Genomic DNA, 23,170 nt, shown 5'->3' on the forward strand with positions numbered 1-23,170 from the left:
TTTTAATTGATTTTAAATACTTCTTTCTACAGGAACAACAATCGCCTTTATGGGATTATTGGTTTCCAAACTCCCATTGAACTCTTTGATCAGTTCAAAAAGTGCATCGATCTTATCCTCATTGGTAAAAGAGAAAAACAAACTGGATTCCACCCCTCCCTTAACGTTAGGGAACCAACTCGATTTCATCAATAAGGAAATAGGATTTTTATAACCATCAATATCAGAACCACTGAAATTCTCAATATCAGCCTTTTTAAAAAGGTCCATGACCTGCTTTTCATACTGCTCAACAACAGTTACCATTAATAGCTTCATACCTTTATATTTTAAATTAATTGTACTTCCTCCATCCTTCTCAAAGATGGGGTAAGAACGTATACCACAACTACGTTCCGGTATGGAGAATAGTAAAATCGCTCCTTATGGACTTCCCTTCACTATTTATCAATACCCGCTTCATCCAATATTATTTATAATTTTTACGTTCAATCATATAGTACACCAGGGGTACAACCAAAAGCGTCAACACAGTAGACACGATCGTTCCTCCCATAAGTGATATGGCCAATCCTTGAAAAATAGGGTCAAATAATATTACAAAGGCCCCGATAACCACAGTACCCGCAGTCAATAAAATGGGTACGGTACGTACGGCACCAGCCTCAATAACCGCCTGTTTGATGGGTATACCATCGGCCAATCGCAGATTTACAAAGTCGATCAACAGTACGGAATTCCTCACCATAATACCCGCAAGGGCAATCATTCCGATAAAGGAGGTAGCCGTAAAGAAAGCCCCCAACAACCAGTGTCCCAAAACAATACCTACCATAGATAACGGTATGGCAACCATCATAACCACCGGTGCCTTAAAATTCTGGAACCAACCTACGATCAGAATATAAATGATGATAATGACCCCTAGAAACGCAATCCCCAGGTCCCTAAAAACTTCCAGCGTAATTTGCCACTCACCGTCCCATTTAACGGTATAATTGTCTTCAAAATCAGGTTGTTTTATGTACAACTCATCCAGGGAATAACCTTGAGGAAGGTTTATTTGTTTCAGCTTATCGGTCATCCCTAAAATGGCATATACGGGACTTTCCAACTCCCCGGCCATATCGGCCATAACATATACCACCCTTTTTTGGTTTTTGCGATAAATGCTTTTTGCCCTTGTCTTCTGATCTATAGTGACCAAATCACCTATGGTGACCATATGACCTTGTTGTGATTTGACCTTTAATTGTGTAATATCACCAATGGTCGACTTCTCTTTCTCATCCAAGGCCAAGACCAGACCTACTTGATGGGCCGCATCCTCATCATACAAATTGGTCACGGATCTTTCGGACAACGCCATATTCATCGTATGGGCTATTTGTTGTGGTGCTACGCCGTACAACATGGCCTTCTCTTTATCGATTATTAATTCATACTCGATTTGATCGGCCTCTACCATCCAATCCACATCAACCACGTCCTGGGTCTTGTTCAAAATATTCTGGACTTGGTTGGCCACATCTATTTGTGTATCGTAATCCGGACCATAAATCTCACCCACAATGGTAGAAAGTACTGGAGGCCCTGGTGGTACCTCGACGATTTTCACATTGGCATTGAACCGCTTCCCTATGCGTTGGATCTCGGGACGCAACAAACTGGCTATTTCATGACTCTGTTCGCTTCGTTCTCCCTTGTCGATAAGGTTCACCTGAATATCGGCCATATTACTGCCACCGCGCAGGTCATAGTGTCGCACAAGCCCATTAAAGGTAATCGGGGCCGATGTACCCACATACGTCTGGTAATTCACCACTTCGCTTCGGGTAGCCAAATACTGTGCTATTTCCTTGGTCACCACTCCGGTACGTTCCAAGGTAGTGCCCTCGGGCATATCAATGACCACCTGAAACTCGTTCTTGTTATCAAAAGGCAACATTTTAACGGCAACCGATTTGGTAAAGAACAAGCCCACTGAGGCTATTAACAATATGAACGTTATTCCTAAAAACAGCCACCTTTTCTTCTTATCCTCGATCAGCGGTTTTTCAAACTTTTCATACATACGATAGATAAAAGAATCCTCCATCGCTATCTCCGCTTTCTCCTTGCTTCCCTTTTTTTCCTTTTCCCGAAGGAAGACAAACCCCAAATAAGGAGTTATCGTCAGTGCCACAAAAAGTGACAATAACATCGCTATCGAAGCACCAATGGGCATTGGACTCATATAAGGCCCCATTAAACCCGATACAAATGCCATGGGCAGTACCGATGCGATTACGGTGAATGTCGCCAAGATCGTCGGATTCCCCACCTCATTGATCGCATATAAAGCCGCCTGTTTAAACGGCAAGCGTTTCATTTTAAAGTGACGGTGCATGTTTTCCGCAATAATGATGGAATCATCGACCACAATACCGGTTACGAATACCAAAGCGAAAAGCGTAATTCGGTTCAGGGTATAATCGAGCATGTAGTAGCTCAATAAGGTAAGGGCAAAAGTGATGGGGACCGATAAAAACACGACCAAGCCACCCCGCCAGCCCATGGCCAACATTACCACAAAGGTCACAGCGACAATGGCCCCAATAAGGTGCATTAAAAGTTCGGATACCTTATGGGAGGCTGTTTCCCCATAGTTACGGGTTACCTCCACATGAACATCATCCGGAATCAGATTCTTTTTTAAATGCTCTACCTTATCCAATATGATATCGGATATCTTCATGGCATCGGCTCCCTTGCGTTTGGCAATGGAAATCGTAACTGCAGGATACTCGGATTTAAAATCAACCGCCTTTTCACTGGCTTGTCCAAAGCCTAACGCCACATAATCCTTAGGAATCTCAGGTCCGTCCTGAATGCTTGCGATCTGCTTTAAGTAAATTGGCCTATTTTGTTGAACGCCAACCACTAAGTTCTCCACATCTTCGGCCGTTTCCAGGAATTTACCGGTGGTAACCGTGAACTCCGTGTCGTTTTTATCAAAGGAACCACCACCCAATTGCTGGTTATTGGCCTTGATCATTTGGGCCACACCAAGAAAATCCAAACCACTTTCGGCCATCTTTTCCTTATCGAGTATCACCCGTAATTGCCTATTTCTGCCCCCGATTTTTTTAACCACCGACACATCGTTGATTTTCTCAATCTCATCGGTAAGCTCCTGGGAAATCAACTTAATGCGATAATCATCATACGTATCGCTCCATAAGGTAAGCCCCAACATGGGCACATCATCAATGGCACGCGTTTTTACCAAAGGGAAAGTGACACCCTGTGGCATAATGTCCATATGTTTATTGATCTCATTATAGAGCTTAACGAATGACCGCTCTATATCCTCCCCCACATAGAACTGCACAGTGACCATGCCCTGTTCTTTCATTGAGGTAGAGTACACATACTCGACTCCCTTGATGTTCGAAATCAGTTTTTCCAAGGGTTTCGTAACCCTGGATTCCACTTCTGTCGGACTCGCCCCTGGGTATCCCACAAAGATATCGGCCATGGGCACATCGATCTGGGGTTCCTCTTCCCTAGGTATTAAAAAGGAGCTGTAAACCCCAATGACCATAAACACGATCATCAGAAGTACTGTTAATTTAGATCCAATGAATAATTTGGCGATTTTGCCAGCTAATCCTTCCTTCATTCTATTGATTATTTAATTTTTGGGCGTTCGGGCGGGCTTTCACCAGTCGCTTTTTTATACTAAAAAGAGCTCCAACAATGGCTCAATCCCTAACGCAAAATTTACTATTGGATACTGATTTTGGCCCCATTATACAATTTGCCTTCCGCCGATACGATATATTGTTCATCGGATGTTAAACCGGATAGCACCTCTATCTGGTCCCCCATGGATCTACCCAATCGCAACCATCGCAACAAGGCCGTATTACTCTGGCTAACGGTATAAACCCCCGTTAGTTCCCCATTGTTGATGATCGCTTCTTTTGGGATCATAACCGTTTGGGCATTCTTTTTCTGGGCAACAGGAAAACGTACCGTGGCATACATGCCCGATAAAATCCCTGCATCGGTCTTGTCTAAAACCACCTTGACCAAATATTGTCCCCCAGTGTTCTTAGACGATGTACTAATTTCAACCACCTTCCCCTTAACCGTTTCATTCAAGGATTTTAATATCACATCCACCTCGGTATTGGCCTTGATCTCGAGTATTTCATTTTCAGGAACCATGGCCATTACTTGAAATTTTCCAGGTGACTCCACTTCCAACAAAGGCATTCCGGGATTCGCCATATCCCCTTCCTTGATAAACTTATTGGTTACGATACCACTGAAAGGCGCTCGAATATTGGCATATGAAAATTGGGCGTTTACCTCATTCTTCATCTGCTTGGCTGCTTCCAATCGGGCTTTGGCCATATTATAATTGGCTGTTATGTCATCCAATTCCTTTTGGGAGGCACTATTTTCACTGAACAATGCCATAAACCGGTTGTAATCTTTCTCCGCATTGGTATATGCTGCCGTTGCTTCGGTAATACCAGCATTCACCTGGGCCAATTTTGCTGAAAGATCGGCATTGCTGATACTGATCAACTGCTGTCCTTTTTTTACCTTATCGCCCACATTTACATATATTCTATCGACATAACCCATCATTCGGGTACTCAAATTGGCACTGTTTACGGCTTCGATCTTACCGCTCGTTGTTAAGAAAGAATCCCCACCTTCTTCGGATACCGAATTTACCGACACCTTTATTATTGGGGTATTCTCCGCCATGTTTTTCTTTTTCCCATCCCCACAACTGGCAATGAAAAGTGCAAGCGTGATCAATCCTATGAAATACGTATTCCTCATCTTGATGTTTATTTTTTTTACTGTTGAATTATTCCTTGGTTAAAAATTGTACATATGCCAGTGCATAGTTATGTTGAAAAATAGTAGCGTAATACTCCAGCCGCTTTTGGGCATATTGGGTTTCCGCCATCAATAAATCAGTGGTCTTCTCCAATCCTTGTTCAAATCTATTGGTTCGGATCCTTAACGATTCCCCTGACTGTTCCAAGGCAAGAGCCGTAAGCCCCAAGTTGTTTTTGGCATCTTGAAGCATACGTATGGCCCTATTCAGCTCTACCTGACTTTCCGCTTTATATTGATTGAGTTCCAATTTCGATTTTTCGAATTCGGCCCTACTTTTCTTTGCCTTGCCAAAACGTTTTGAGCCTTCGAAAATATCCCATTTCAATTCGGCCCCGAACAGATAGCCTTCCGCATCGGCCTGAAACACACCATCATCATGTAACTCGTACGTACCAAAAGCATTCAAACGTGGCAGGAAGCTCATTTTATCGGACCTGTACATTTGCTGATAGGCCTCAGAGGCTGAGGACATGGCAAGAATATCCTTCCTGTTTTCCGGCAAAACATCAAAATCCACATCTTGGGTAAGAACAGTCAATGAATCTGCAGGTTTCAAAATGCTATAGCTTTGATCATTCATCAAAACCGATAATTGGTTCGAGGCGTTTTTAATATTACTTAGGGCATATTGAAGCTGGTTATCGATCTCAGTAACCCGTACCTGAACGGCCAAAACATCCGATTTTTGTAAATACCCCTGTTTAAAGCTATTATCGGCCAACCTTTTATTCTCAAGGGCCGCTTCTTTCGCTTTTTCGAGCACTTCAACCGTTTTATAGGATAGTTGTAATTGCATATAGGCCTTATCGACCATCAATTGTATATAGTCCTGCTTGCGTTCTGCCTGCATTTGTGAGGCGTTCCATTTGGCTTTAGCCGCTTTTCGCTGGTAGAGTCCATCAAAATTCAACAAAGGTTGTTGTACTTCGATACGCGTAGCATAATCCTCTATTTGTTTGGGATCGTTAAGTGATAGGGGGTCAAAATCAGCTTGGGTCAATATTTCCTGGTTCAACTTTGAACCAAAGGCCATTAACGGATTTGTAGTGGCTATCCCTGTATGGGAAATACTGATATTGGGCAGCAACACAGCATTACTTTGCATATAGTCCCCCTTGGCCGCCAAAACCTCCTGTTCCGATATTTTGAGGGTATTATTCCCCTCAAGCACTTTAGTAAGCACCTCATCCTTGGTAATCAAGACTGTTTCTTGTGCCTTTATTCCCGTTAAAACAATGAAAAATGCAAGTATTAAAAGTATTCTCCTCATCACTCAATTAATTTATGGTAAAATTAGAAGGTGTTACATTACCTAACAGTAACTTATGTTACCTTGGTTTGTAACATTTGTTACCCAAAAAAGTCGTTCCGGGAAAATCAGATCATTGGCATAGGCCAAATATGCTATGGATAAGCTAAAGTTTAACCCCATAGGATAAATCGCCTGCATCCCCAAGTCCGGGAACTATGTACCCCTTCTTGGTCAGTTCATCATCAATGGCCGCGATCCATAAATGTGTGCCTTTAGGAAAGACCTTTTCTATATAGTCTACACCTTGTTTAGATCCAATTACCGAAATAATATGGATTTGTTTGGGTTGTCCATGACTTTCCAGTGCCTTCAAAACATTCTCCAAGGTTCTACCCGTAGCCAACATGGGATCGGTCAGTACCAAGGTTTTGTTATCCAGGCTGGGTGCTGCAAAATATTTTACAATGACCTCAAAATCATCCCCTCCATTGGGGTGGTGCCTATAGGCCGAAATAAAGGCATTTTCAGCACGGTCTAAATAATTCAACAACCCATAATGCAATGGGATTCCTGCCCTCAATACCGAACAGAGCACAAGATCATCCATGGGCAATGCGATATCCTTGGTCCCTAGTGGGGTCTGTACGGTCTTGTTTTCATAACCCAAGGTCTTACTCATTTCATAACACAGAATCTCTCCGATGCGTTCGATATTCCGTCGGAATCGCATGGGATCTTTCTGAATCTCGATATCACGGATTTCGGCAATAAAACGATTCAACACTGAAAATCCGGACTCAAAATCATGTAATATCATAAACCTTGTTTTTAGCTTCTAAAATACGTCATAATTGATAGTTTTTATTACCAAAAAAAGAAAAATCCATAGGATCTAATCCTATTCGATTATGTTTCCCCGATTTTCAATATTGCACAGCCCACGTAACCAAAATCCTAAAATGGATAAGCAGTGCTTTGCCCCTAACAGACCTTTTACCAATAGTTAGCCTGAATATGTTGGGACATTGAACCCATTAACTATTCCCTATTCTTCTTCCCATGCCTTTTTTTCGCCATCCACTCCAAACGGGATATCCATTATCATTCCTAAGTTTTAAGATATGATCATTCTTCTCAACTTCTTTTACTATAATGGCGGGCGCATTCTGGAAGGTTATCCTAGAACCTGTTATGCGTACTTCATCCCCTTTTTGAAATTGAATAACTTGATTGTCCAAATACCATGTTGGCCCCAAGTGAACCGATATCGTTTCCGTTTTGGTTTTTACACTCAAATATAGGCCTTGGGACATTTTATTGTTCTGCGCTATTCTCTCAACCCCAATTACCGTACCTGTAAGGGTTTCCACTGTATTCGGGTTGTACATTCTACCGTAGTCGGAATTTTGTCCCCACCCCCTACTTCCTTTTTGGGCGGTTATAAAACTGGTTCCCAGTACAGCAAATACGACCAAAAGCACTATTTTTTTCATGATATCATCTTTTAACTATATCTGGACGAAATTATTCCAGTAATCAATCAAGTACAATGATTATGATCAGGTGAAAGGTTCAAAGGGAATGGTTTGGGGTCAATCCCAAAAGTTGGGTGCGAATTAGAAAAAGAAAGTATAAACTATCCCGAAGTTCGTGTTCTGTTCTTTTTTGCATTGCCTCAAATGCATAGCATTCATGAATACCGTTAAAAAACAATAGACATGCCGATGAATAAAAAAGAAACAGGGCCGAAAAACCAAGGTATGGTATACCATGGTTTAGAGGAGCCAGCCGTAGCATGGCCACTTTATCAAGACCCACATTGACGAAAGCAAATAAAATTCGCGGCCACACCGTCCAGGCCGCTTTCACTAAAGTGAAATGCTCTATGGACGGCTTCCTCCGCCCAATGCGGAAACCACTTGATTTAAAACGAAATCGAAAATAGGCCGTTCCTTCTTTAGGATTCCGTTCAGAGCCGTTAAAAATGCAGAATATTTCCTATTAGGTTAACTCGATTATTTGCATAAATATCCAAATACCCAGAAATTGTTCTTGATCCATGGTTTGGTGTATTTCGCCCATAAGGTTATGGAATAAAAAAGCATCCGCCAATAGACGAATGCTTTTATCAACAACCAAACAAAATTGACCAATGGGCACTGATCAATTTATCGTTAAACTACAATGGATCAAGGGCCTTACTTTTCCTTGGCACCTTCCAAAATTGTATTATATCCTCGGATTTCAATAGTTCTTACTTCGGTAGCAAATTGCAATTAAAAACAAAACCCCACCGCTACTTTTGTTACACAAAAAAAGACACCCACAAAATCGATGTAAGTGCCCTTTATTCAACAACCAAACAAATCAATGAAATTAGGGGTCACTTTACCTCGCGGGTACCCCCATGGCCGCCAGCAACAACGACCAATATTTTTAAACTTAAATAAATGAACTTAAAAAACTGTATGATGGGGTTCATCATTACAAACCGTTTTCTTTTGGATATTCTTCGTGTCATTTTCTATATTTTTATTCAGGTATCAACCACCAAAAAGGTCTCATTTTAGCTTTGTACAAAAAGGCGTGGTGTAGGGCCAGTTTCAACCAATGCCCAGCCAGACCGATTTCCCCAAAGGTCTTACCCAATTTCCGACCATAGGTGTCGGGATATTTATTGAAATCGGGAACGATAGGGAAGGTGGTAATACTGATGCCACTTCCTTTTGTGATTCCATAACCGGAGGAAGCGATACATGCAGCCCCCATATTACCCATTGAACCTTTATGGTGCAACGATGGTTTTTTCTTTTTAATCGTATCTATAATATTATCCGCGACCAACTTGGCAGTAATACCGGAAGGCATACCTGTACGCGGTGGTGCCGGGGATATTGGGGTTCCGTTTTTACTGACCCTTGGTTTTGAAATCGCATGTGGAGGCGCAAAAGCGATTCCAGGTGCAAAAATATTCGCGTAAGAGGGATTTTGATAGGTTTCTGGCCAATCCTGTACAGACCATTCCTCATAAGGTCTGGGTGTATAGTCAGCATCCACGATCATAAACCCTTTAAACAGTTTTTCCGTGATATCTTGATCATTCTTATCGTATGCCTTAAAACCGTGTCCAGAAAAAGCAGGAATCAACATTGCGAAATCATAACTTTCCGTATGAAATTCGCCATCCAATGTTTCATAATGGGCTATACCGTCCTCAATTTTATTGACGCCCGCCCCAATGATCCATTTAATTCCACGGTCCTCAAAGACCATCTCGACCAATTCACTCGATTTCATGATGTTGCTACCGTAACTGAGTAACATGCCATCCATTCCAAAATCACCCAATTGGGGTTCATTGGCTATCCATGTAAGCTCTGCCATATCCCTTACCCCATGCCTATTCAATTCTTGCTCCACATTCAAAATATATTCAAAAGCGGCCCCTTGACAAGTAGATTTGGCATGACCGGTCCCAATCAGGATTTTCGCTTTTTTACCTTGTTTCATCTGCTGGATCAATTGATCCAAAGCATGCCATGCTTCAGTGGCATGGGAATAGGTACAAACGGAATAAGCTTTATTCGTAGCCGGTTTTAGGCCTTCGGTCATCTCAAAAGCCAGTTTTGGACCGGTAGCATTGATAAGATAATCGTAAGTGACTTTTTCGGTAGTGCCCTTGGCCTCCCCGGCAACATACTCGGCCTTAACAAAGGGTTTGTCTATTTCAGTGTCCCCTTCTGGATGAAAGGTAACGACTTTGGCCTGTTTAAATTCAATGCCTTTCTTTTTATATAGGGGCTCCAAAGGAAAAATAATATCCTTGGGTTCCATTCGTCCGATACCTACCCATATATTTGAAGGTACCCATTGGTAATTGCTATTGGGGGAAACTACCGTAACCGTATGTTCCTTGGATAATTTTCTGCGTAAATGGGTCGCAGCGACGTGCCCGGAGATGCCAGCTCCCAAAACAACAATTCTAGACATTTTTGATTATTTAAATTTCAATAAATTTACTTCTGACAATAGAGAGGAGCAATGATTGATATCATGTGCCTTATCCGTATTACTATTGTAAAGATTGAATTTAAATGAAACTTATACTGCTACTTATGTTACACTTACAACAATTTATGCCTTTTTAAAGTATGAAGGGAATAAATACAACAAAAAGACGCCTCAATAACTTAATGTTCCCCGTAACCCACATCATCCATTTTACCTTTAAAAACCCGGTATTGGACGACCATATAGAAAATAACCAACACCAAGGCTATAAAGAACCAATTCATACCCACAGAAAGTCCATATTCATGGGCAGCCACATTGTACAGTGTCAATGACGGGTTAACCGTATTGGTCGATGGCAGTAGTTTGGGAAATATCGAAGCCACGGTAGAGGCTAAACCTCCCAACAAAAACATGGAGGAAAACAAAAATCCCATACCATGCTTTTTAAAAGTCCTTACTTTGAACAAACCGAATAATCCAATAAAAGTTATTATCGGGAATAACCACATAAAGGGATATTGTATGAAATTCTGAAAAGGATCGGGTTCAATAATATGCCAAATCAACAAGGAAACCACAACCAAGGCGAGCAATACAAAATTCAGGATATACACCACCCGCTTTAATTTGTCATTTATACTGGAGTTTGTTTTGAAGATAATCCAATTGGCACCGTGAATCGTCAAAGCGACCACACTAACCACTCCTAAGAACAATGTAAACCAATCAATAATGCCCAAGTGTTCTGCTTGCGGACTAAAAGTGGGGTTCCACAAGGGTAAAAAGAAATAATGGGCCTCTTGGGTAGATACCCCATTTTCGACCATTCCCAAATTAACGCCCCTGACAACATTACCCAGGGCCACACCGAAGAAAAGTGCCAATAACAAACTTGCCACCCCAAAAGCCTTATCCCATATTGTTTCCCAAATCCTATTGTGTACTTGCCCCCTTAATTCCAATCCTATCGCCCTAAAAATCAGTAACCATAAAATCATGATCAAAGGCAGATAAAATCCGCTGAAAGAAGAGGCGTACAAGGTAGGAAAGGCAAAAAACAAAACCCCTCCCGAGGCAATCAGCCAGACTTCATTGGCATCCCAGAAGGGTCCTATAGCACTGGTAATGGCTTTTTTATCCTTCTCGGTTTTCGCAAAAAACAGATGAATGATTCCCGCCCCAAAATCATAACCATCCAAAACAACATAGACGGCCAACATTATCACTAAAACGATATACCAAAATAATTCCATATTCAATGTTTTAAAATGTGAGGACCCTTATTGATTATTTTACCTGCCAGCATTAGGAACAAAAGACCAAGAAGCAGGTATAGCCCGATAAACCCGAGCAATGTGAATAAAGTATTTCCTGAAGAAACGGTTGGGGATGCCCCTGCGGAGGTTCGCATTAAATTATAAACCAACCAAGGTTGCCGTCCTAATTCCGAAGTATACCAACCCGTGGTATTGGCGATGTATGGAAATGGCAGCATAAATAACAGCGACCACAATATCCATTTTGTTTTATATAATTTTTTCCGATATAATTGAATGGTGGCCAAAAGCATCAACCCTATGAAAATCGTTCCTAGTCCCACCATAATATGGTACGAATAGTAGAGTCCGGGTACGTTGGTAGGATAATCCTTGGCATCAAACTCATTCAATCCCTTAATTTCCGCATCCCAATCCTGATAGGTCAAAAAGCTAAGGATATTGGGCACCGCAATTTTGTTATCCAATTTTTTCTCGAGCATATTGGGCTGCCCGATCAACACAATCTCAGAACCTCCCTGCTCTGTCTCAAAAATTCCTTCCATGGCCGCGAAAGTCACAGGCTGGTGTTTTGCTACATTCTTGGCAACCATATCCCCTGTTGGGAATGCAACCAACACACTGGATATCAATCCAAAAACAACACCGGTTTTCACAAACAGTTGACCAAATTCACTATGCTTTTTGTTTAAAATATAAAACGCTCCTATGGAAGCTACCACGAAAGAGGAGGTAATTACGGAAGCCAGTTGGTTGTGCAGATATGAAGGCCATAACCAAGGATTGGAAAAGAGGGCCGAAAAATTATTGAGAACGAATTTCCCATTTTCCATTATTTCATAACCTACAGGGAATTGCATCCAAGAATGGGTCGCAATAATCAGGAACCCGCTCGCCCAAGACCCCAGAAAGACCAGAAAACCGGTTACAAAGTGTAATTTATGTCCCAATAGCTTTTCCCCAAAAAGAAACAGTCCCAAAAAAGAAGACTCCAAAAAGAAGGAGAACATGCCTTCCATAGCCAAGGTTTGCCCAATGATCCCTCCTGTAAGTTCGGAAAACTTTGCCCAATTGGTGCCGAATTGAAACTCCATCGGAATTCCGGTAACAACCCCCATCGCAAAGTTCAGGGCAAAAATCTTCATCCAAAATTTAGCCGCCTCGTTATATTTCTCCAATTTAGACCTTAAGAACTTCCATTTGAAATAGACGATCATCAGCGAAAGTCCCATGGTCAATTGTGGAAAAAGATAGTGAAAGGTAATCGTGAACGCAAACTGCATTCGATCATAAAAAAGCATGTCTTCCATACCGAGGATCTTTAAATGGATTAATATTACAGACTACGAAATCAAGTAGATAAGAAGCACCAAATTTCATAGATCAATAAGAGATAAACCGTAACCATTGTTACAATGGTATAAAATTAAAAAAAAAGTATCCCCAGCTTGTACTTTACAACCTTAAATTTTCAAAATAATCATTCCCCCGTATCCAAGGATCGTCCCTCCTACTTAAACCAAGATGGATCATGAAGAATATAACCACGCCCTTGATAAAAAAGAAGCCCTGTGAAACAAATTCACAGGGCCTCGAATCATCAATAAATAAATCCTATTTAAAACAAGGGATAAATAACTAATCCCAATCCAACAATCTCTTTTGTCCTTCCAACTTTTGAATCTCTGTAATATCTTGGGACATTTCAATGACCCCCTTATAGTTTTTATCCGTATCACGGATAGCAAAATATCTGATATGTATGACCCTACCCTTAAAATTGAACCAAAATTCAGCGACATCCTTAGTTCCGGCCTTAAATTCATCCACAATCCGAAGAACCATCTCAACACTCTTGGGCGGATGACAAAAACGGACTTCCCTTCCTATAATCCCCTTACTTCTGGCAAAAACCCTATCATCACCCCTATTATAAAAAATAACCTTGTCATTTTCATCTACATAAGTAATGTCCACAGGTAAAAAACGCAACAATAGATTAACCTGTTCCGGGGTCATATAACCTTCGTCATAATGAAAGGTATTCTCTAGGGAAAAGGATAGATCGCGCTTTTTAAAATCTTCACTCGGATGCACATACGTATCCTCTACCATTGGATAAGGAGCCGGTTTTTCCAACAACATCCAACCAATTTCCTCATCCCCTTGATAAAATTCCTTCCATTCATCCTCTGTCAATAATTCCAATGCCGTAGGGAATAATCGCATATCCTCAATGCTCATTAGTCGCTTTATCCCATCAATGAGGTACGGTAGGTTATCCACTATTTTTTCCGTGTTTCTTTCCGAATTGTACGTGTTGAGCAATCGCATTTGATCTCTTAGATTATCATGAAAAGACCACATGCCCTGACTTGGCCCTTTCCAACCGTGTTTTTCCAAGTACGGGAAGAGTTGATTTTCCTTACGTGCGAATCTTTTTTCAATAGTGGTGAGTTGATTGTATATATTGAAATACTTTTCAAAATCCCCTACAGGATCGCATTCTTGAAGTTCCATCAACAAATCATTGATCAAGGCCCCTTCCTCGTAATAGACACTAATAGGATGCCCTTTGGGCAATGTTTCAACAGTGGGTAAAAATGAATTCATTATGCTATGATTTTTAAAGCTTTGGGTACTAAAACATGTTTTTCGAAATGCATATATTCATGCACTTCATTATCTAATTGTTGTAAGCTATGATATAAGAACCGATACGAATTACACGCTTCTTCCGGTGCGGTATAGTTCGATGATAGATTTGCTATTTTATGGAACACCCCTTTTATAAAATTATTCTCAGCAGTAATCCTTTCCACGGCCACTTTAAGTGCTTCTACCTGTTTATAAGTGATTTCCGCACTTGGAAAGTCTAGACTTAAAATGGTATCGATTGCCGGAAAAAGATCATTTATCGTACTCTCAAAAGTCCTATCCAAATATATTCCAACGGCCTGAAGAAGTTCCTTTATATCTACAACTTCACTATGTACGGCACCATGGACATCAGCTACTTTGGAAGCCAATGGCAGTATTTCCTTAAAACCATGATCAATAGTTGGGTGATATTCGGTCTTTACCATTAGCATTAAGGAACCGAGGTCACGATCGTTTAAACTGGAAGTACCAATAATTTTGCTGTTCAAAGACTCTATTTCCTGCCTTAAGGTCTCAAAGGTTATGCCTTTTTCCTTACATGCAGCCTCCAAGGTCAATCCTCCCCCACAACAAAAATCGATGCTATATTTATTGAAAATATAGTCTGACCCAAGTTTTTTGGAAACCACTTCGGCAACCGTATTTTCTCTTTCTATTTCCATACAACTTGTAATGCTTTTTTAATTAAGGATTAAAAGATGTTTTTGTCTTTTATACAAAAATATTAGTCTCGCTAAATTGAAATTATGATAAATGTCAGTTTATGAACAAAAAGTTACATTAACTTTGTATTGTGAGAATCCATTCAAAAACCATAACGACACTATTCTTGGTTTTAACCCTCGCCAGTAGCCTAAAAGTTGCCGGAACCTTAGGCTATTATGCCTTATTCACCGATGATTTCATTGAGCGATACTGTGAAAACAAGGAGCGCCCCGAACTACACTGCGATGGTAAATGCTATCTGGCAAAAATGCTCTTACAGGAGTCCAATGATGATAATCCACCTATCAATATCGATTTTTTAAAAAATGAAACCGTTCTGTTTTTAGAAAAAAGTCCAGCTTTTGATTTTAATGTTGACCGTGATCCTGCGATGGTCAATTACCATTACACGAATAATTACGATTACAACTTTCAAAAGAAAGAAATACACCCTCCACGTTCATAGCTTCATTCCTTTATTTTCTATGTTGAACAATACGATTCCTGTATTCCATTTCAGCATTAATTACACTTTAACTAAAAGAATCAACTATGAATGCAAAACATTTAATGGTGATTGCCTGTACCTTGGTCGGCCACTGGATAAGTGCGCAAAACTACAAGGGGCAAGTCCTACACCAAACGAACAATACGCCCGTAAAGGAAGCCCATATCCTATTGAACAATAAAGCCATTGGCTATTCCAATGCCGATGGGTATTTTGAAGTAACCATTCCTGAAAAAGGGGCTACCCTAACCATTTCACATTTAGGATTTCAAAGCATTGAAAAAATCATAACACCCCGGAAAGATGTGGAATCGTTCTATCTCATTGAAGCCCCTATCAGTATTTCGGGTGTCATCGTTAGCGGCGATTCCAAAATGGACCCCGTATTTACGGTTGAGACCAATGACTATGTGAAAAAGATCGTACAGCCGCGTAACGTAGCCGATCTTTTTAACGATGTAAATGGATTCGCCCTAATAAAAAGGGGTAATTACGCCAATGACCCTAGTTTTAGGGCATCCCAATACGAACAATTAAACGTTCAGTTCGATGGGGGCACCAAAGCCATGCATGCCTGCCCTAACCGAATGGACCCCATTACAACCCATGTCATTCCAGAGGAGATTGAAAAAATAGAGATTATCAAAGGTCCCTATACCGTTCGCTATGGATCCACCTTTGGAGGAATCGTCAACTTGGTCACGCAGGTACCTGATGCCAGTGATTATGGATTGCACGGTAGTGTTCATGCAGGCTACGAGAGCAACGGGGGATCATTGGTTTCCATGGCCAGACTACAAAAGGCCACAGAAAAATATGATCTTACCGGAAATATTGGTTTTAGGGATTTCGGCAATTATGAGGATGGGGATGGCACGGAAGTCCCTTCCTCTTTCCGAAGTTTGGATTACGGATTAAAGGCCGGTTATAATTTTACACCAAACCAACGCTTACAGGCCCATTGGAGACAATCTTTCGGTAGGGATGTATTGCATGCCGGATTGCCCATGGATACGGATTTGGATGACAGTAGTATTCTTTCTTTGGATTATAAACTTACGGGACTAAACGGTACCCTCAAGACCATGGATGCTAAACTATATTATAGTTATGTAGACCATATCATGAGTAATACCAACCGGCCCAGTTTTATGATGACCGATGCCGTGTCTAAAATCAATGCGACCACGGCAGGGGGTAAAATCGAATTCAAGCTGAAACCAAGTGAGGAATTCACTTTGTTTACAGGATTGGATGCCATGTATATTGCCAGGGATGGTGAACGCACGCGTTTGGTAAAACAAAATATGATGGGGCCATTGGAAACCCCGGTGGAGTTTATCGACAAAGTGTGGCAAGATTCATATATCAATGACCTTGGAATTTTCACCGAAGGCAAATACATGCTATCTGCCAACACCATCCTTACAGCGGGGTTACGCTATGATTTGGTCACTTCGGAAATAAAAGACCCCGAAGCTGATTTCGCTGCGCTATATCCCGATTTGGATAAACGTAACGAACATAACGTGAGTGGTACGGTTTCCTTAAAATATGCCCCAAGCACACTATTCATCATGGAACTTGCCTATGGGCGGGGCGTTCGTTCGGCCAATATGATAGAGCGGGTAATCAATCATTTTAACGTTGGTCAAGATGCCTATGAATATATAGGAAATCCCAATTTGGATGCCGAGGTGAACAATCAATTCGAAATTGGATTTTCCGGCAAACTCCCCTTCTCCGAGAATTCAAACGACCGCTTTAATTACAGTAGTTCATTCTATTATTCTTATTATGAAAACTATATCGTTGCGGTAATCGATGAAACCCAGACCCGAAAGTTCATGCCTACCAATGAGCCTAAAAATCCAAAGGTTTTCAGAAACCTGGATGAGGCCTATAAAACAGGTTTTGAGATTTCCGCTGGGGTTGACTTTCTCAATGATTTCAATGTTACGACGGAGTTGGCCTATGTCTATGCCAAAAACAAGGATTTGAATGAATCATTACCCTTAGTACCCCCTTTGACCACTAGTTTTAAATTTGGGTTTGAGAAAGAACGGTTTTGGGTGAATGCCACCTATAGGATAACCTCAAAACAGGATGATATCTCTTCTTCCTTTGGTGAAACCTCAACACCCGGTTATGAGGTCTTGGATCTTCGCTTGGGGGTTGTCCCATTCAAGAACCTGACTTTGGGTGTGGCAGCATTGAATGTTTTTGACGAGACTTATCATAACCATTTGAATTTCTCATTCAACAATCAGGCTGATTTTGGCAGGACACCCATAAATGATCCCGGTAGAAACCTATCGGCTTTTGTCCAATACAAATTTTAATAAATAAAAACGGGGGCAAATGCCCCCGTTTCTTTACAAAATATTGAATATTAGTTACTTCTTGAAGGTATAGGCAATGCCCAACATTATCATATCAGTGGTCATGTCATAGGAAACCTCACTTCCTGGAATGGCCCCATATGGTGGATAAGCCTGAATGAACATAGGGTTCAATAAGGGTCCACTAGTGGCATCACCACTAGCACCGTGGTGATAGACAGCGTCCAAGGCAAGATTATCGCTTATTTCATACGAAAAACCAACCTGGAACGCATTTTTTATTACTGCCGTAGCCGGAATATTGAAAAAGGCAACCTCATCATTGATTGGATTACTACTATAGGTATACCCCAGTCGAAGAGGTAATTTTTCAATCCCCTTATATTGGATTCCCGCAGAGATGATGGATATATTCTCCCATCCAAAACCTGCGACCGATGCTGTGGGTGTCCATCCTGTTTCTGCAAAACCATCGGTATTCTCATAATCGACCAAGCGATAATCCAAAGCCAAATCAATAGTGCCCAATGAATACCCTAAACCAAGGGAGTATATCGCCGGATAATCCATATTGAAATCATTGGTTCCGGTAGAACCATCCAGATAAGTGTTATCAAATTCAAAATCACCAAAGGATTGAGTGGTCTTATACGAGGCTCCCGCCTTGAATCCCTTGCCTGAATCATAAAAAACGCCGAATTGTGCCCCAAAACCAAGAGCCGTTGCCTTGTCTGTTGAAGGATACCCTGCAGTTTGGCTTGGATTAGCCGTTGGGTTGGGCATTAACTCCAGGGTGGCATAATTGAAAGTCGGTTCAACGCCTATAGAAAACTGGTCCGAAATTTCATAAGCATAGGTAATCCCTATTTGCAATAGGATATAATCGGATTCTATAGCCCCAAAGCCACCCATGTTCTGTGGCATATTAATAGGATTGGTTGTACTCTCGGGAAAAGTAACCCCAAAACCACTGATACCAAAAGCAGAGGCCCCAAAAGTATGTTTGCTACCCTCCTTACCCCAGACCATTGCCAAGGCAGGCATAGGGGAAACACCCCTGTCATCCTTGGTAGTTCCACTGAAAAAATTACCTGTGGGTTGTCCTGCCCCATCAAATTCCGGGACTGTTGAATACAATTGGGGCGATGAGAAGAAGAGTCCCATATCAAATTTTAAGATCTTATCATCAAAGGCTGAAATAGCAGCTGGATTCCATTGTAAAGCTCCCGAGATATCCAAAGGTTGCGCAGTGGCAGCGCCACCCATAGACATGTTGACAGCACCGACCCCCTGCATAATATGGCCAGACTGGGCCAAGGCTGCAGTAGCAAAAATCATAAAGACGAAATTTAGTGTTGAATTTTTCATTTAAGTTGATTTTAGGGGCAACAACCACTGATATCGAAGCAACCCTATATCACCTCCATTCCATTACCTGTTACCGATTATATAATAGCCTTACTAAAAATAAAGAACATAACCACCTGATATTATGACAATTATCATAGACCGAAATCGGCACCCCCGAATCTTCCCGATAGCTGTATTTTATTGATAATTCTAATTTCCAAAACTAAAAATTATGCGTACATGGAGCTTCGGATTTAAAACTTTTGTAACAAATGTTACCAAAGATACTTTTTAATACATCATTATAATCGGGCATCGACCAACAGTATATTGATTTGCACCACGATAGTGGCGGGGCACAGCGTGAATTCCTCTTATTCGGAGGGGCCAAAAAAGCACAAAAGTATCGTTATCGTATACACTCCATTTTAGATTGACAAGGATTGACCCCCACGAAATATCATCCTTATGATAAACCGCTTTTTTACCCATCCCTCTATAATAAAATGATTGCTGATTGTAGCGCATAAACAACCATTTATTTATCTTTAAACCCAATGTAACTTTTGTTACAGAAGTTAGCGTCTATTAAGACTTATATTAAGAAAGAATAATTCCAATCCATTAAATGAAAAGACGAAATTTTGTAAAACGAACCGCCCTAGGCTCTTTGAGTGCATTGATCGGAGCGGATATCGTTTTTGGAAATACGATGCCGAAGGACTATCAACCACTGGCCCTACAAGACCCTGACCCTTTTAAGATGTTCAACAAAGATCGTGGTATGGAGGTTCTTAACGATAAGCCTTGGAATATTGAAGCCAAAGCCCACTTATTGGATGATAAAGTTACCCCCAACACCTCTATGTTCCTTAGAAACAATGGATTGATTCCTGAGAATATAGATGCCAGTACTTGGACATTGACCATCGATGGGGAGTCGGTAAGTAAGAGTAAGACCTATTCCTTGGCCGATTTAAAAACAAAATTTCCGCAATATACCTATCAATTAACATTGGAATGCGGTGGAAATGGCCGAAGTGAATTTGACCCACCCGCAAAAGGAAACCAATGGACAGTCGGTGCTGTCTCTTGTGCCACATGGACCGGTATACGATTACGGGACCTTCTTGAAGATGTCGGTATCAACAAGGATGCCGTTTATATCGGTTACCACGCTGCCGATGTCCATCTTAGTAGGGACCCCAAAAAAGAGCCTATCTCACGGGGTGCCCCAATGCCTAAAGTAATGCAGGATGAAACCCTGATTGCATTTAAAATGAATGGGGAAGACATTCCCTTGGCCCACGGTTATCCCTTACGATTGGTCGCTGGTGGATGGCCTGCCTCTGTTTCAGGAAAGTGGATCAACCGCATCAGTGTCCGCAATATCATACATGATGGTACCAAAATGACCGGTACGGCGTATAGGGTGCCCTGTAATCCGGTTGCACCCGGCGAAAAAGTCAAAGACGAAGATATGTGCATCATCGAGTCTATGCCCGTAAAATCGCTGATCACCTATCCTAAGACCGGTGCAACCATTAAGGATGGGAAGGTTCTGAATATTAGGGGACATGCTTGGGCTGGGGAATTGGAAATATCGAAAATGGCATACTCCATCGATTTTGGTGCCACTTGGAAAACATGCAGCCTTGAGAAACCTGCCAACCGATTGGCTTGGCAACATTTTACGGCCGAGGTTGCTTTTCCTAAAAAGGGTTATTACGAGGTGTGGGCAAAGGCCACTGATTCGATGGGAATAAGTCAACCCATGTTACTACCCGGATGGAACCCAAAAGGGTATTTGAACAATGCCTGTCATAGGATTGCAATAAAGGTTGTATAAATGGATGAACATACGAAATTCAAGCAACGGGCGAAGGCCATATACCAAATGCTATTTGGCATTTTTGGTTTATTCGCGGTAGCCGCCTTTACCATATTATTTCTTATGCTGAATCCTGATTTGTTGAAAAAATCAGCTCCCCAGGTTGAAGAAACGGAATACACCACCGTTCCTAAGGAAGATGATTTTGATAAGATAGAAAATGGGATACATGTCCGCACTGGGCTGGTCGATGCCGAAGGACTGATGACGGTTGTCAACAATTGCACCAATTGCCATTCGGCAAAATTAGTGACCCAAAACCGCATGAACGAGGAACGATGGATCACCACCATTCGTTGGATGCAAGAGACCCAAAATCTATGGGATTTAGGTCCCAATGAAAAAATTATCGTCAACTACCTAGTCTCCAATTATCCCCCAGTAAAAAAAGGGCGACGGGAAAATTTAAAGGATATAGAATGGTATGACCTTAATTAATGCAATCAAGACTGTATGAATTGACAAAGTCTAGGTATAAGGATACACAGTGCACCCAAAAACGTTAAGCATACAGTCATAAATATAAATGCTATGGAAAAATATGTAAATGCTTTTGTTAACTCCTTTATGGGGAGCATTGATTGGACTTGGAAATCCATAATCTTTGAAGTTCCCTGGTACACGAATTACTTTTGGGGGCTTACCCTTATTTCTTTGATAGTCTGGGGATTGGAAATTGCTTTCCCTTGGCGAAAGGAACAATCGATCTTTCGAAGGGATTTTTGGCTCGATGCCTTTTATATGTATTTCAATTTCTTCATATTCGCCATTGCCATCAGTGGTTTTTATAAATTTTTGGGATTGCTCTTCAATGATATCGGTATTTCATCAAAAAGTTTAACCCTACTTGATCTTTCAGCCATGCCCATGTGGAGCCAATTGCTGATTTTCTTTATCATTCTTGACTTTGTACAATGGTTTACCCATGTACTGCTTCACAAATATGCCTTCTTATGGAAATTTCATAAAGTACACCATTCGGTCAAGGAAATGGGATTTGCCGCCCATCTTCGCTATCATTGGATGGAAAATATCATTTATAAACCCTTAAAAACCCTTGGGGTAATGGTCTTGGGAGGTTTTGAGCCAGAACAGGCCTACATTGTTCATTTCGTGGCCATTACCATTGGTCATTTCAACCATGCCAATATCAAGATAACATGGGGACCCTTAAAGTATATCCTCAATAATCCGGTAATGCATTTATACCATCATGCCTATACCTTACCCCAAGGAACATACGGCATCAATTTTGGTATCAGTCTAAGCCTATGGGATTATATTTTTAAAACGAATTATGTTCCTGAAGACAGTGGTAATCTTGAATTGGGATTTCCTGGGGATGACAAATTCCCCCATGATTTCATTCATCAGAATATCTATGGCTTCGGCAAACAGAAAAAGGAATGAACGATACTGGCTACGATTCAAGATCAAGTATCAATTACCCGTTACATAAAGCTGTCGTCCGTTGTGGGGCTGCTCGTTCCTATAATTATTAATGGGCATCAATTTCTTTAGAAGGTTTACCTGCTCCAAGGATACCGTAATGGGTTCTTTTAAGATATACCAATTAACCCCTTCTGTACAGGGAGGGGTTGTTAAAGAGCCCGTGTAAAAGAAATAATCCTTATTCTTGGGCAGATTGTCGTTCATATTGAAGGGCAGATTTACTTCTTTTTTCCCACCAGTCTTAAGGGGCAAGAAACTTTCCAAGAAATCAAAAGGAATACTACTTACACCTTCTTTGGCCATAACCGCAATAACGGTATACTGTCCGGAATCATTAATATGCACCAAATGCATTTCCAAGGGATAACGTACCCCATCGATTGTATGTTCCGACGGTTCATGAAAGTGTACTTGTTTTAAATCATAACGCAAACCATTGACCATGATATTATCCCCAGATTCAAAATTATATTGAATGCTATGCCCATTGTTGGTCACGTCGTGTATTTTGGTGCTTTCGGCGTAATGAAGGGCTATAGGCTTAAGACTATTGTTCTCTTCGTATTTGACAATATTTATTGGGGATTGAAACCTACCATTGCAATCCGATTCCGCCTCAATCTCAGCCCAATGTTCCGGACCTGTCTCCCCCGCATAACTCCAATGTTTTGATGATGACCCATGTTCAGCTTCCTTAGTTTCAGCGCCACTATGGGTGTTTTTTGTCCCGTTTTCTTTACAGGCCCCTAAGACCAATAAGCCTATGAAGGCATACATTGTATATTTCATTTGACAAATAGTATTTATGAA

The 23,170-nt window shown here is 41.2% G+C and carries 19 protein-coding genes; 5 read left to right on the forward strand and 14 right to left on the reverse strand.

Features of this window, described 5'->3' with window-relative positions:
• Positions 1–12: 12 nt before the first annotated feature.
• The 12 genes from HPE56_RS03770 to HPE56_RS03825 form a co-directional block, all read right to left on the reverse strand.
• Complete coding sequence (locus HPE56_RS03770; RefSeq protein WP_188242410.1) at positions 13–318, reverse strand: hypothetical protein; 306 nt, start codon at positions 316–318, stop codon at positions 13–15.
• A 151-nt stretch (positions 319–469) separates the two neighbouring features.
• Complete coding sequence (locus HPE56_RS03775) at positions 470–3,664, reverse strand: efflux RND transporter permease subunit (RefSeq protein ID WP_188242411.1); 3,195 nt, start codon at positions 3,662–3,664, stop codon at positions 470–472.
• A gap of 104 nt (positions 3,665–3,768) precedes the next feature.
• The gene (locus HPE56_RS03780; RefSeq protein ID WP_188242412.1) at positions 3,769–4,845 is read right to left on the reverse strand and encodes an efflux RND transporter periplasmic adaptor subunit; all 1,077 of its coding nucleotides are present in this window, start codon (positions 4,843–4,845) and stop codon (positions 3,769–3,771) included.
• Positions 4,846–4,873: 28 nt separating this feature from the next.
• The gene (locus HPE56_RS03785; protein WP_188242413.1) at positions 4,874–6,178 is read right to left on the reverse strand and encodes a TolC family protein; all 1,305 of its coding nucleotides are present in this window, start codon (positions 6,176–6,178) and stop codon (positions 4,874–4,876) included.
• A gap of 145 nt (positions 6,179–6,323) precedes the next feature.
• Positions 6,324–6,977, reverse strand: a complete 654-nt coding sequence (upp, locus tag HPE56_RS03790; RefSeq protein WP_188242414.1) for a uracil phosphoribosyltransferase — start codon at positions 6,975–6,977, stop codon at positions 6,324–6,326.
• A 217-nt stretch (positions 6,978–7,194) separates the two neighbouring features.
• The gene (locus tag HPE56_RS03795; RefSeq protein WP_188242415.1) at positions 7,195–7,653 is read right to left on the reverse strand and encodes a C2 domain-containing protein; all 459 of its coding nucleotides are present in this window, start codon (positions 7,651–7,653) and stop codon (positions 7,195–7,197) included.
• Between the two features lie 890 nt (positions 7,654–8,543).
• Positions 8,544–8,681, reverse strand: coding sequence for a hypothetical protein (locus tag HPE56_RS03800; RefSeq protein ID WP_188242416.1), 138 nt, complete (start codon positions 8,679–8,681; stop codon positions 8,544–8,546).
• Positions 8,682–8,692: 11 nt separating this feature from the next.
• Positions 8,693–10,150, reverse strand: a complete 1,458-nt coding sequence (locus tag HPE56_RS03805; protein WP_188242417.1) for an NAD(P)/FAD-dependent oxidoreductase — start codon at positions 10,148–10,150, stop codon at positions 8,693–8,695.
• Positions 10,151–10,350: 200 nt separating this feature from the next.
• On the reverse strand, positions 10,351–11,427 hold the full coding sequence (gene cydB / locus HPE56_RS03810; RefSeq protein WP_188242418.1) for a cytochrome d ubiquinol oxidase subunit II: 1,077 nt from the start codon (positions 11,425–11,427) through the stop codon (positions 10,351–10,353).
• Positions 11,428–11,429: 2 nt separating this feature from the next.
• Positions 11,430–12,761 carry a cytochrome ubiquinol oxidase subunit I gene (locus HPE56_RS03815; protein ID WP_109653616.1) on the reverse strand — a complete coding sequence of 444 codons (1,332 nt, stop codon included), beginning with the start codon at positions 12,759–12,761 and terminating at the stop codon, positions 11,430–11,432.
• Between the two features lie 328 nt (positions 12,762–13,089).
• Positions 13,090–14,064 (reverse strand): DUF438 domain-containing protein, encoded by a 975-nt coding sequence (locus tag HPE56_RS03820; protein ID WP_188242419.1) that lies wholly within the window; start codon positions 14,062–14,064, stop codon positions 13,090–13,092.
• Positions 14,064–14,774 (reverse strand): DUF542 domain-containing protein, encoded by a 711-nt coding sequence (locus HPE56_RS03825; RefSeq protein WP_188242420.1) that lies wholly within the window; start codon positions 14,772–14,774, stop codon positions 14,064–14,066. Before HPE56_RS03825 ends, HPE56_RS03820 begins: the two co-directional genes overlap by 1 nt.
• 131 nt (positions 14,775–14,905) lie before the next feature.
• Here HPE56_RS03825 and HPE56_RS03830 point away from each other — a divergent pair, with 131 nt between their 5' ends.
• The gene (locus HPE56_RS03830) at positions 14,906–15,283 is read left to right on the forward strand and encodes a hypothetical protein (RefSeq protein WP_188242421.1); all 378 of its coding nucleotides are present in this window, start codon (positions 14,906–14,908) and stop codon (positions 15,281–15,283) included.
• Between the two features lie 86 nt (positions 15,284–15,369).
• Entirely contained in the window at positions 15,370–17,667 is a 2,298-nt protein-coding gene (locus tag HPE56_RS03835; RefSeq protein ID WP_188242422.1) for a TonB-dependent receptor domain-containing protein, read from the forward strand.
• 54 nt (positions 17,668–17,721) lie between these two features.
• On the opposite strand, the gene HPE56_RS03840 is transcribed toward HPE56_RS03835, so the two are convergent.
• Positions 17,722–19,035 carry an OmpP1/FadL family transporter gene (locus HPE56_RS03840; protein WP_188242423.1) on the reverse strand — a complete coding sequence of 438 codons (1,314 nt, stop codon included), beginning with the start codon at positions 19,033–19,035 and terminating at the stop codon, positions 17,722–17,724.
• 610 nt (positions 19,036–19,645) lie between these two features.
• Between HPE56_RS03840 and HPE56_RS03845 the strand changes: the two genes are divergently transcribed.
• From HPE56_RS03845 to HPE56_RS03855, 3 genes are all read left to right on the forward strand, one after another.
• On the forward strand, positions 19,646–20,866 hold the full coding sequence (locus HPE56_RS03845) for a sulfite oxidase (protein WP_188242424.1): 1,221 nt from the start codon (positions 19,646–19,648) through the stop codon (positions 20,864–20,866).
• On the forward strand, positions 20,867–21,346 hold the full coding sequence (locus HPE56_RS03850; RefSeq protein ID WP_188242425.1) for a monoheme cytochrome C: 480 nt from the start codon (positions 20,867–20,869) through the stop codon (positions 21,344–21,346). It begins immediately after the preceding gene.
• A gap of 93 nt (positions 21,347–21,439) precedes the next feature.
• Entirely contained in the window at positions 21,440–22,318 is an 879-nt protein-coding gene (locus HPE56_RS03855; protein WP_188242426.1) for a sterol desaturase family protein, read from the forward strand.
• A 30-nt stretch (positions 22,319–22,348) separates the two neighbouring features.
• Here HPE56_RS03855 and HPE56_RS03860 read toward each other — a convergent pair whose 3' ends face one another.
• Positions 22,349–23,149 carry a carbonic anhydrase gene (locus HPE56_RS03860; RefSeq protein WP_188242427.1) on the reverse strand — a complete coding sequence of 267 codons (801 nt, stop codon included), beginning with the start codon at positions 23,147–23,149 and terminating at the stop codon, positions 22,349–22,351.
• Between the last annotated feature and the right edge of the window lie 21 nt (positions 23,150–23,170).

The sequence above is a fragment of the Maribacter aquimaris genome (assembly GCF_014596745.1).
GTDB lineage: Bacteria > Bacteroidota > Bacteroidia > Flavobacteriales > Flavobacteriaceae > Maribacter_A > Maribacter_A aquimaris.

Bases quoted from the DNA above. Each gene is read 5' to 3' on its own strand.
- HPE56_RS03850 (WP_188242425.1), top strand. From the start codon at position 20,867: ATGGATGAACATACGAAATTCAAGCAACGGGCGAAGGCCATATACCAA.
- HPE56_RS03775 (WP_188242411.1), bottom strand. From the start codon at position 3,664: ATGAAGGAAGGATTAGCTGGCAAAATCGCCAAATTATTCATTGGATCT.
- HPE56_RS03840 (WP_188242423.1), bottom strand. From the start codon at position 19,035: ATGAAAAATTCAACACTAAATTTCGTCTTTATGATTTTTGCTACTGCA.
- HPE56_RS03770 (WP_188242410.1), bottom strand. From the start codon at position 318: ATGAAGCTATTAATGGTAACTGTTGTTGAGCAGTATGAAAAGCAGGTC.
- HPE56_RS03845 (WP_188242424.1), top strand. From the start codon at position 19,646: ATGAAAAGACGAAATTTTGTAAAACGAACCGCCCTAGGCTCTTTGAGT.
- HPE56_RS03785 (WP_188242413.1), bottom strand. From the start codon at position 6,178: ATGAGGAGAATACTTTTAATACTTGCATTTTTCATTGTTTTAACGGGA.
- HPE56_RS03835 (WP_188242422.1), top strand. From the start codon at position 15,370: ATGAATGCAAAACATTTAATGGTGATTGCCTGTACCTTGGTCGGCCAC.
- HPE56_RS03820 (WP_188242419.1), bottom strand. From the start codon at position 14,064: ATGAATTCATTTTTACCCACTGTTGAAACATTGCCCAAAGGGCATCCT.
- cydB (WP_188242418.1), bottom strand. From the start codon at position 11,427: ATGGAATTATTTTGGTATATCGTTTTAGTGATAATGTTGGCCGTCTAT.
- HPE56_RS03780 (WP_188242412.1), bottom strand. From the start codon at position 4,845: ATGAGGAATACGTATTTCATAGGATTGATCACGCTTGCACTTTTCATT.
- HPE56_RS03800 (WP_188242416.1), bottom strand. From the start codon at position 8,681: ATGACACGAAGAATATCCAAAAGAAAACGGTTTGTAATGATGAACCCC.
- HPE56_RS03855 (WP_188242426.1), top strand. From the start codon at position 21,440: ATGGAAAAATATGTAAATGCTTTTGTTAACTCCTTTATGGGGAGCATT.
- HPE56_RS03825 (WP_188242420.1), bottom strand. From the start codon at position 14,774: ATGGAAATAGAAAGAGAAAATACGGTTGCCGAAGTGGTTTCCAAAAAA.
- HPE56_RS03795 (WP_188242415.1), bottom strand. From the start codon at position 7,653: ATGAAAAAAATAGTGCTTTTGGTCGTATTTGCTGTACTGGGAACCAGT.
- HPE56_RS03860 (WP_188242427.1), bottom strand. From the start codon at position 23,149: ATGAAATATACAATGTATGCCTTCATAGGCTTATTGGTCTTAGGGGCC.
- HPE56_RS03815 (WP_109653616.1), bottom strand. From the start codon at position 12,761: ATGGAAGACATGCTTTTTTATGATCGAATGCAGTTTGCGTTCACGATT.
- HPE56_RS03805 (WP_188242417.1), bottom strand. From the start codon at position 10,150: ATGTCTAGAATTGTTGTTTTGGGAGCTGGCATCTCCGGGCACGTCGCT.
- upp (WP_188242414.1), bottom strand. From the start codon at position 6,977: ATGATATTACATGATTTTGAGTCCGGATTTTCAGTGTTGAATCGTTTT.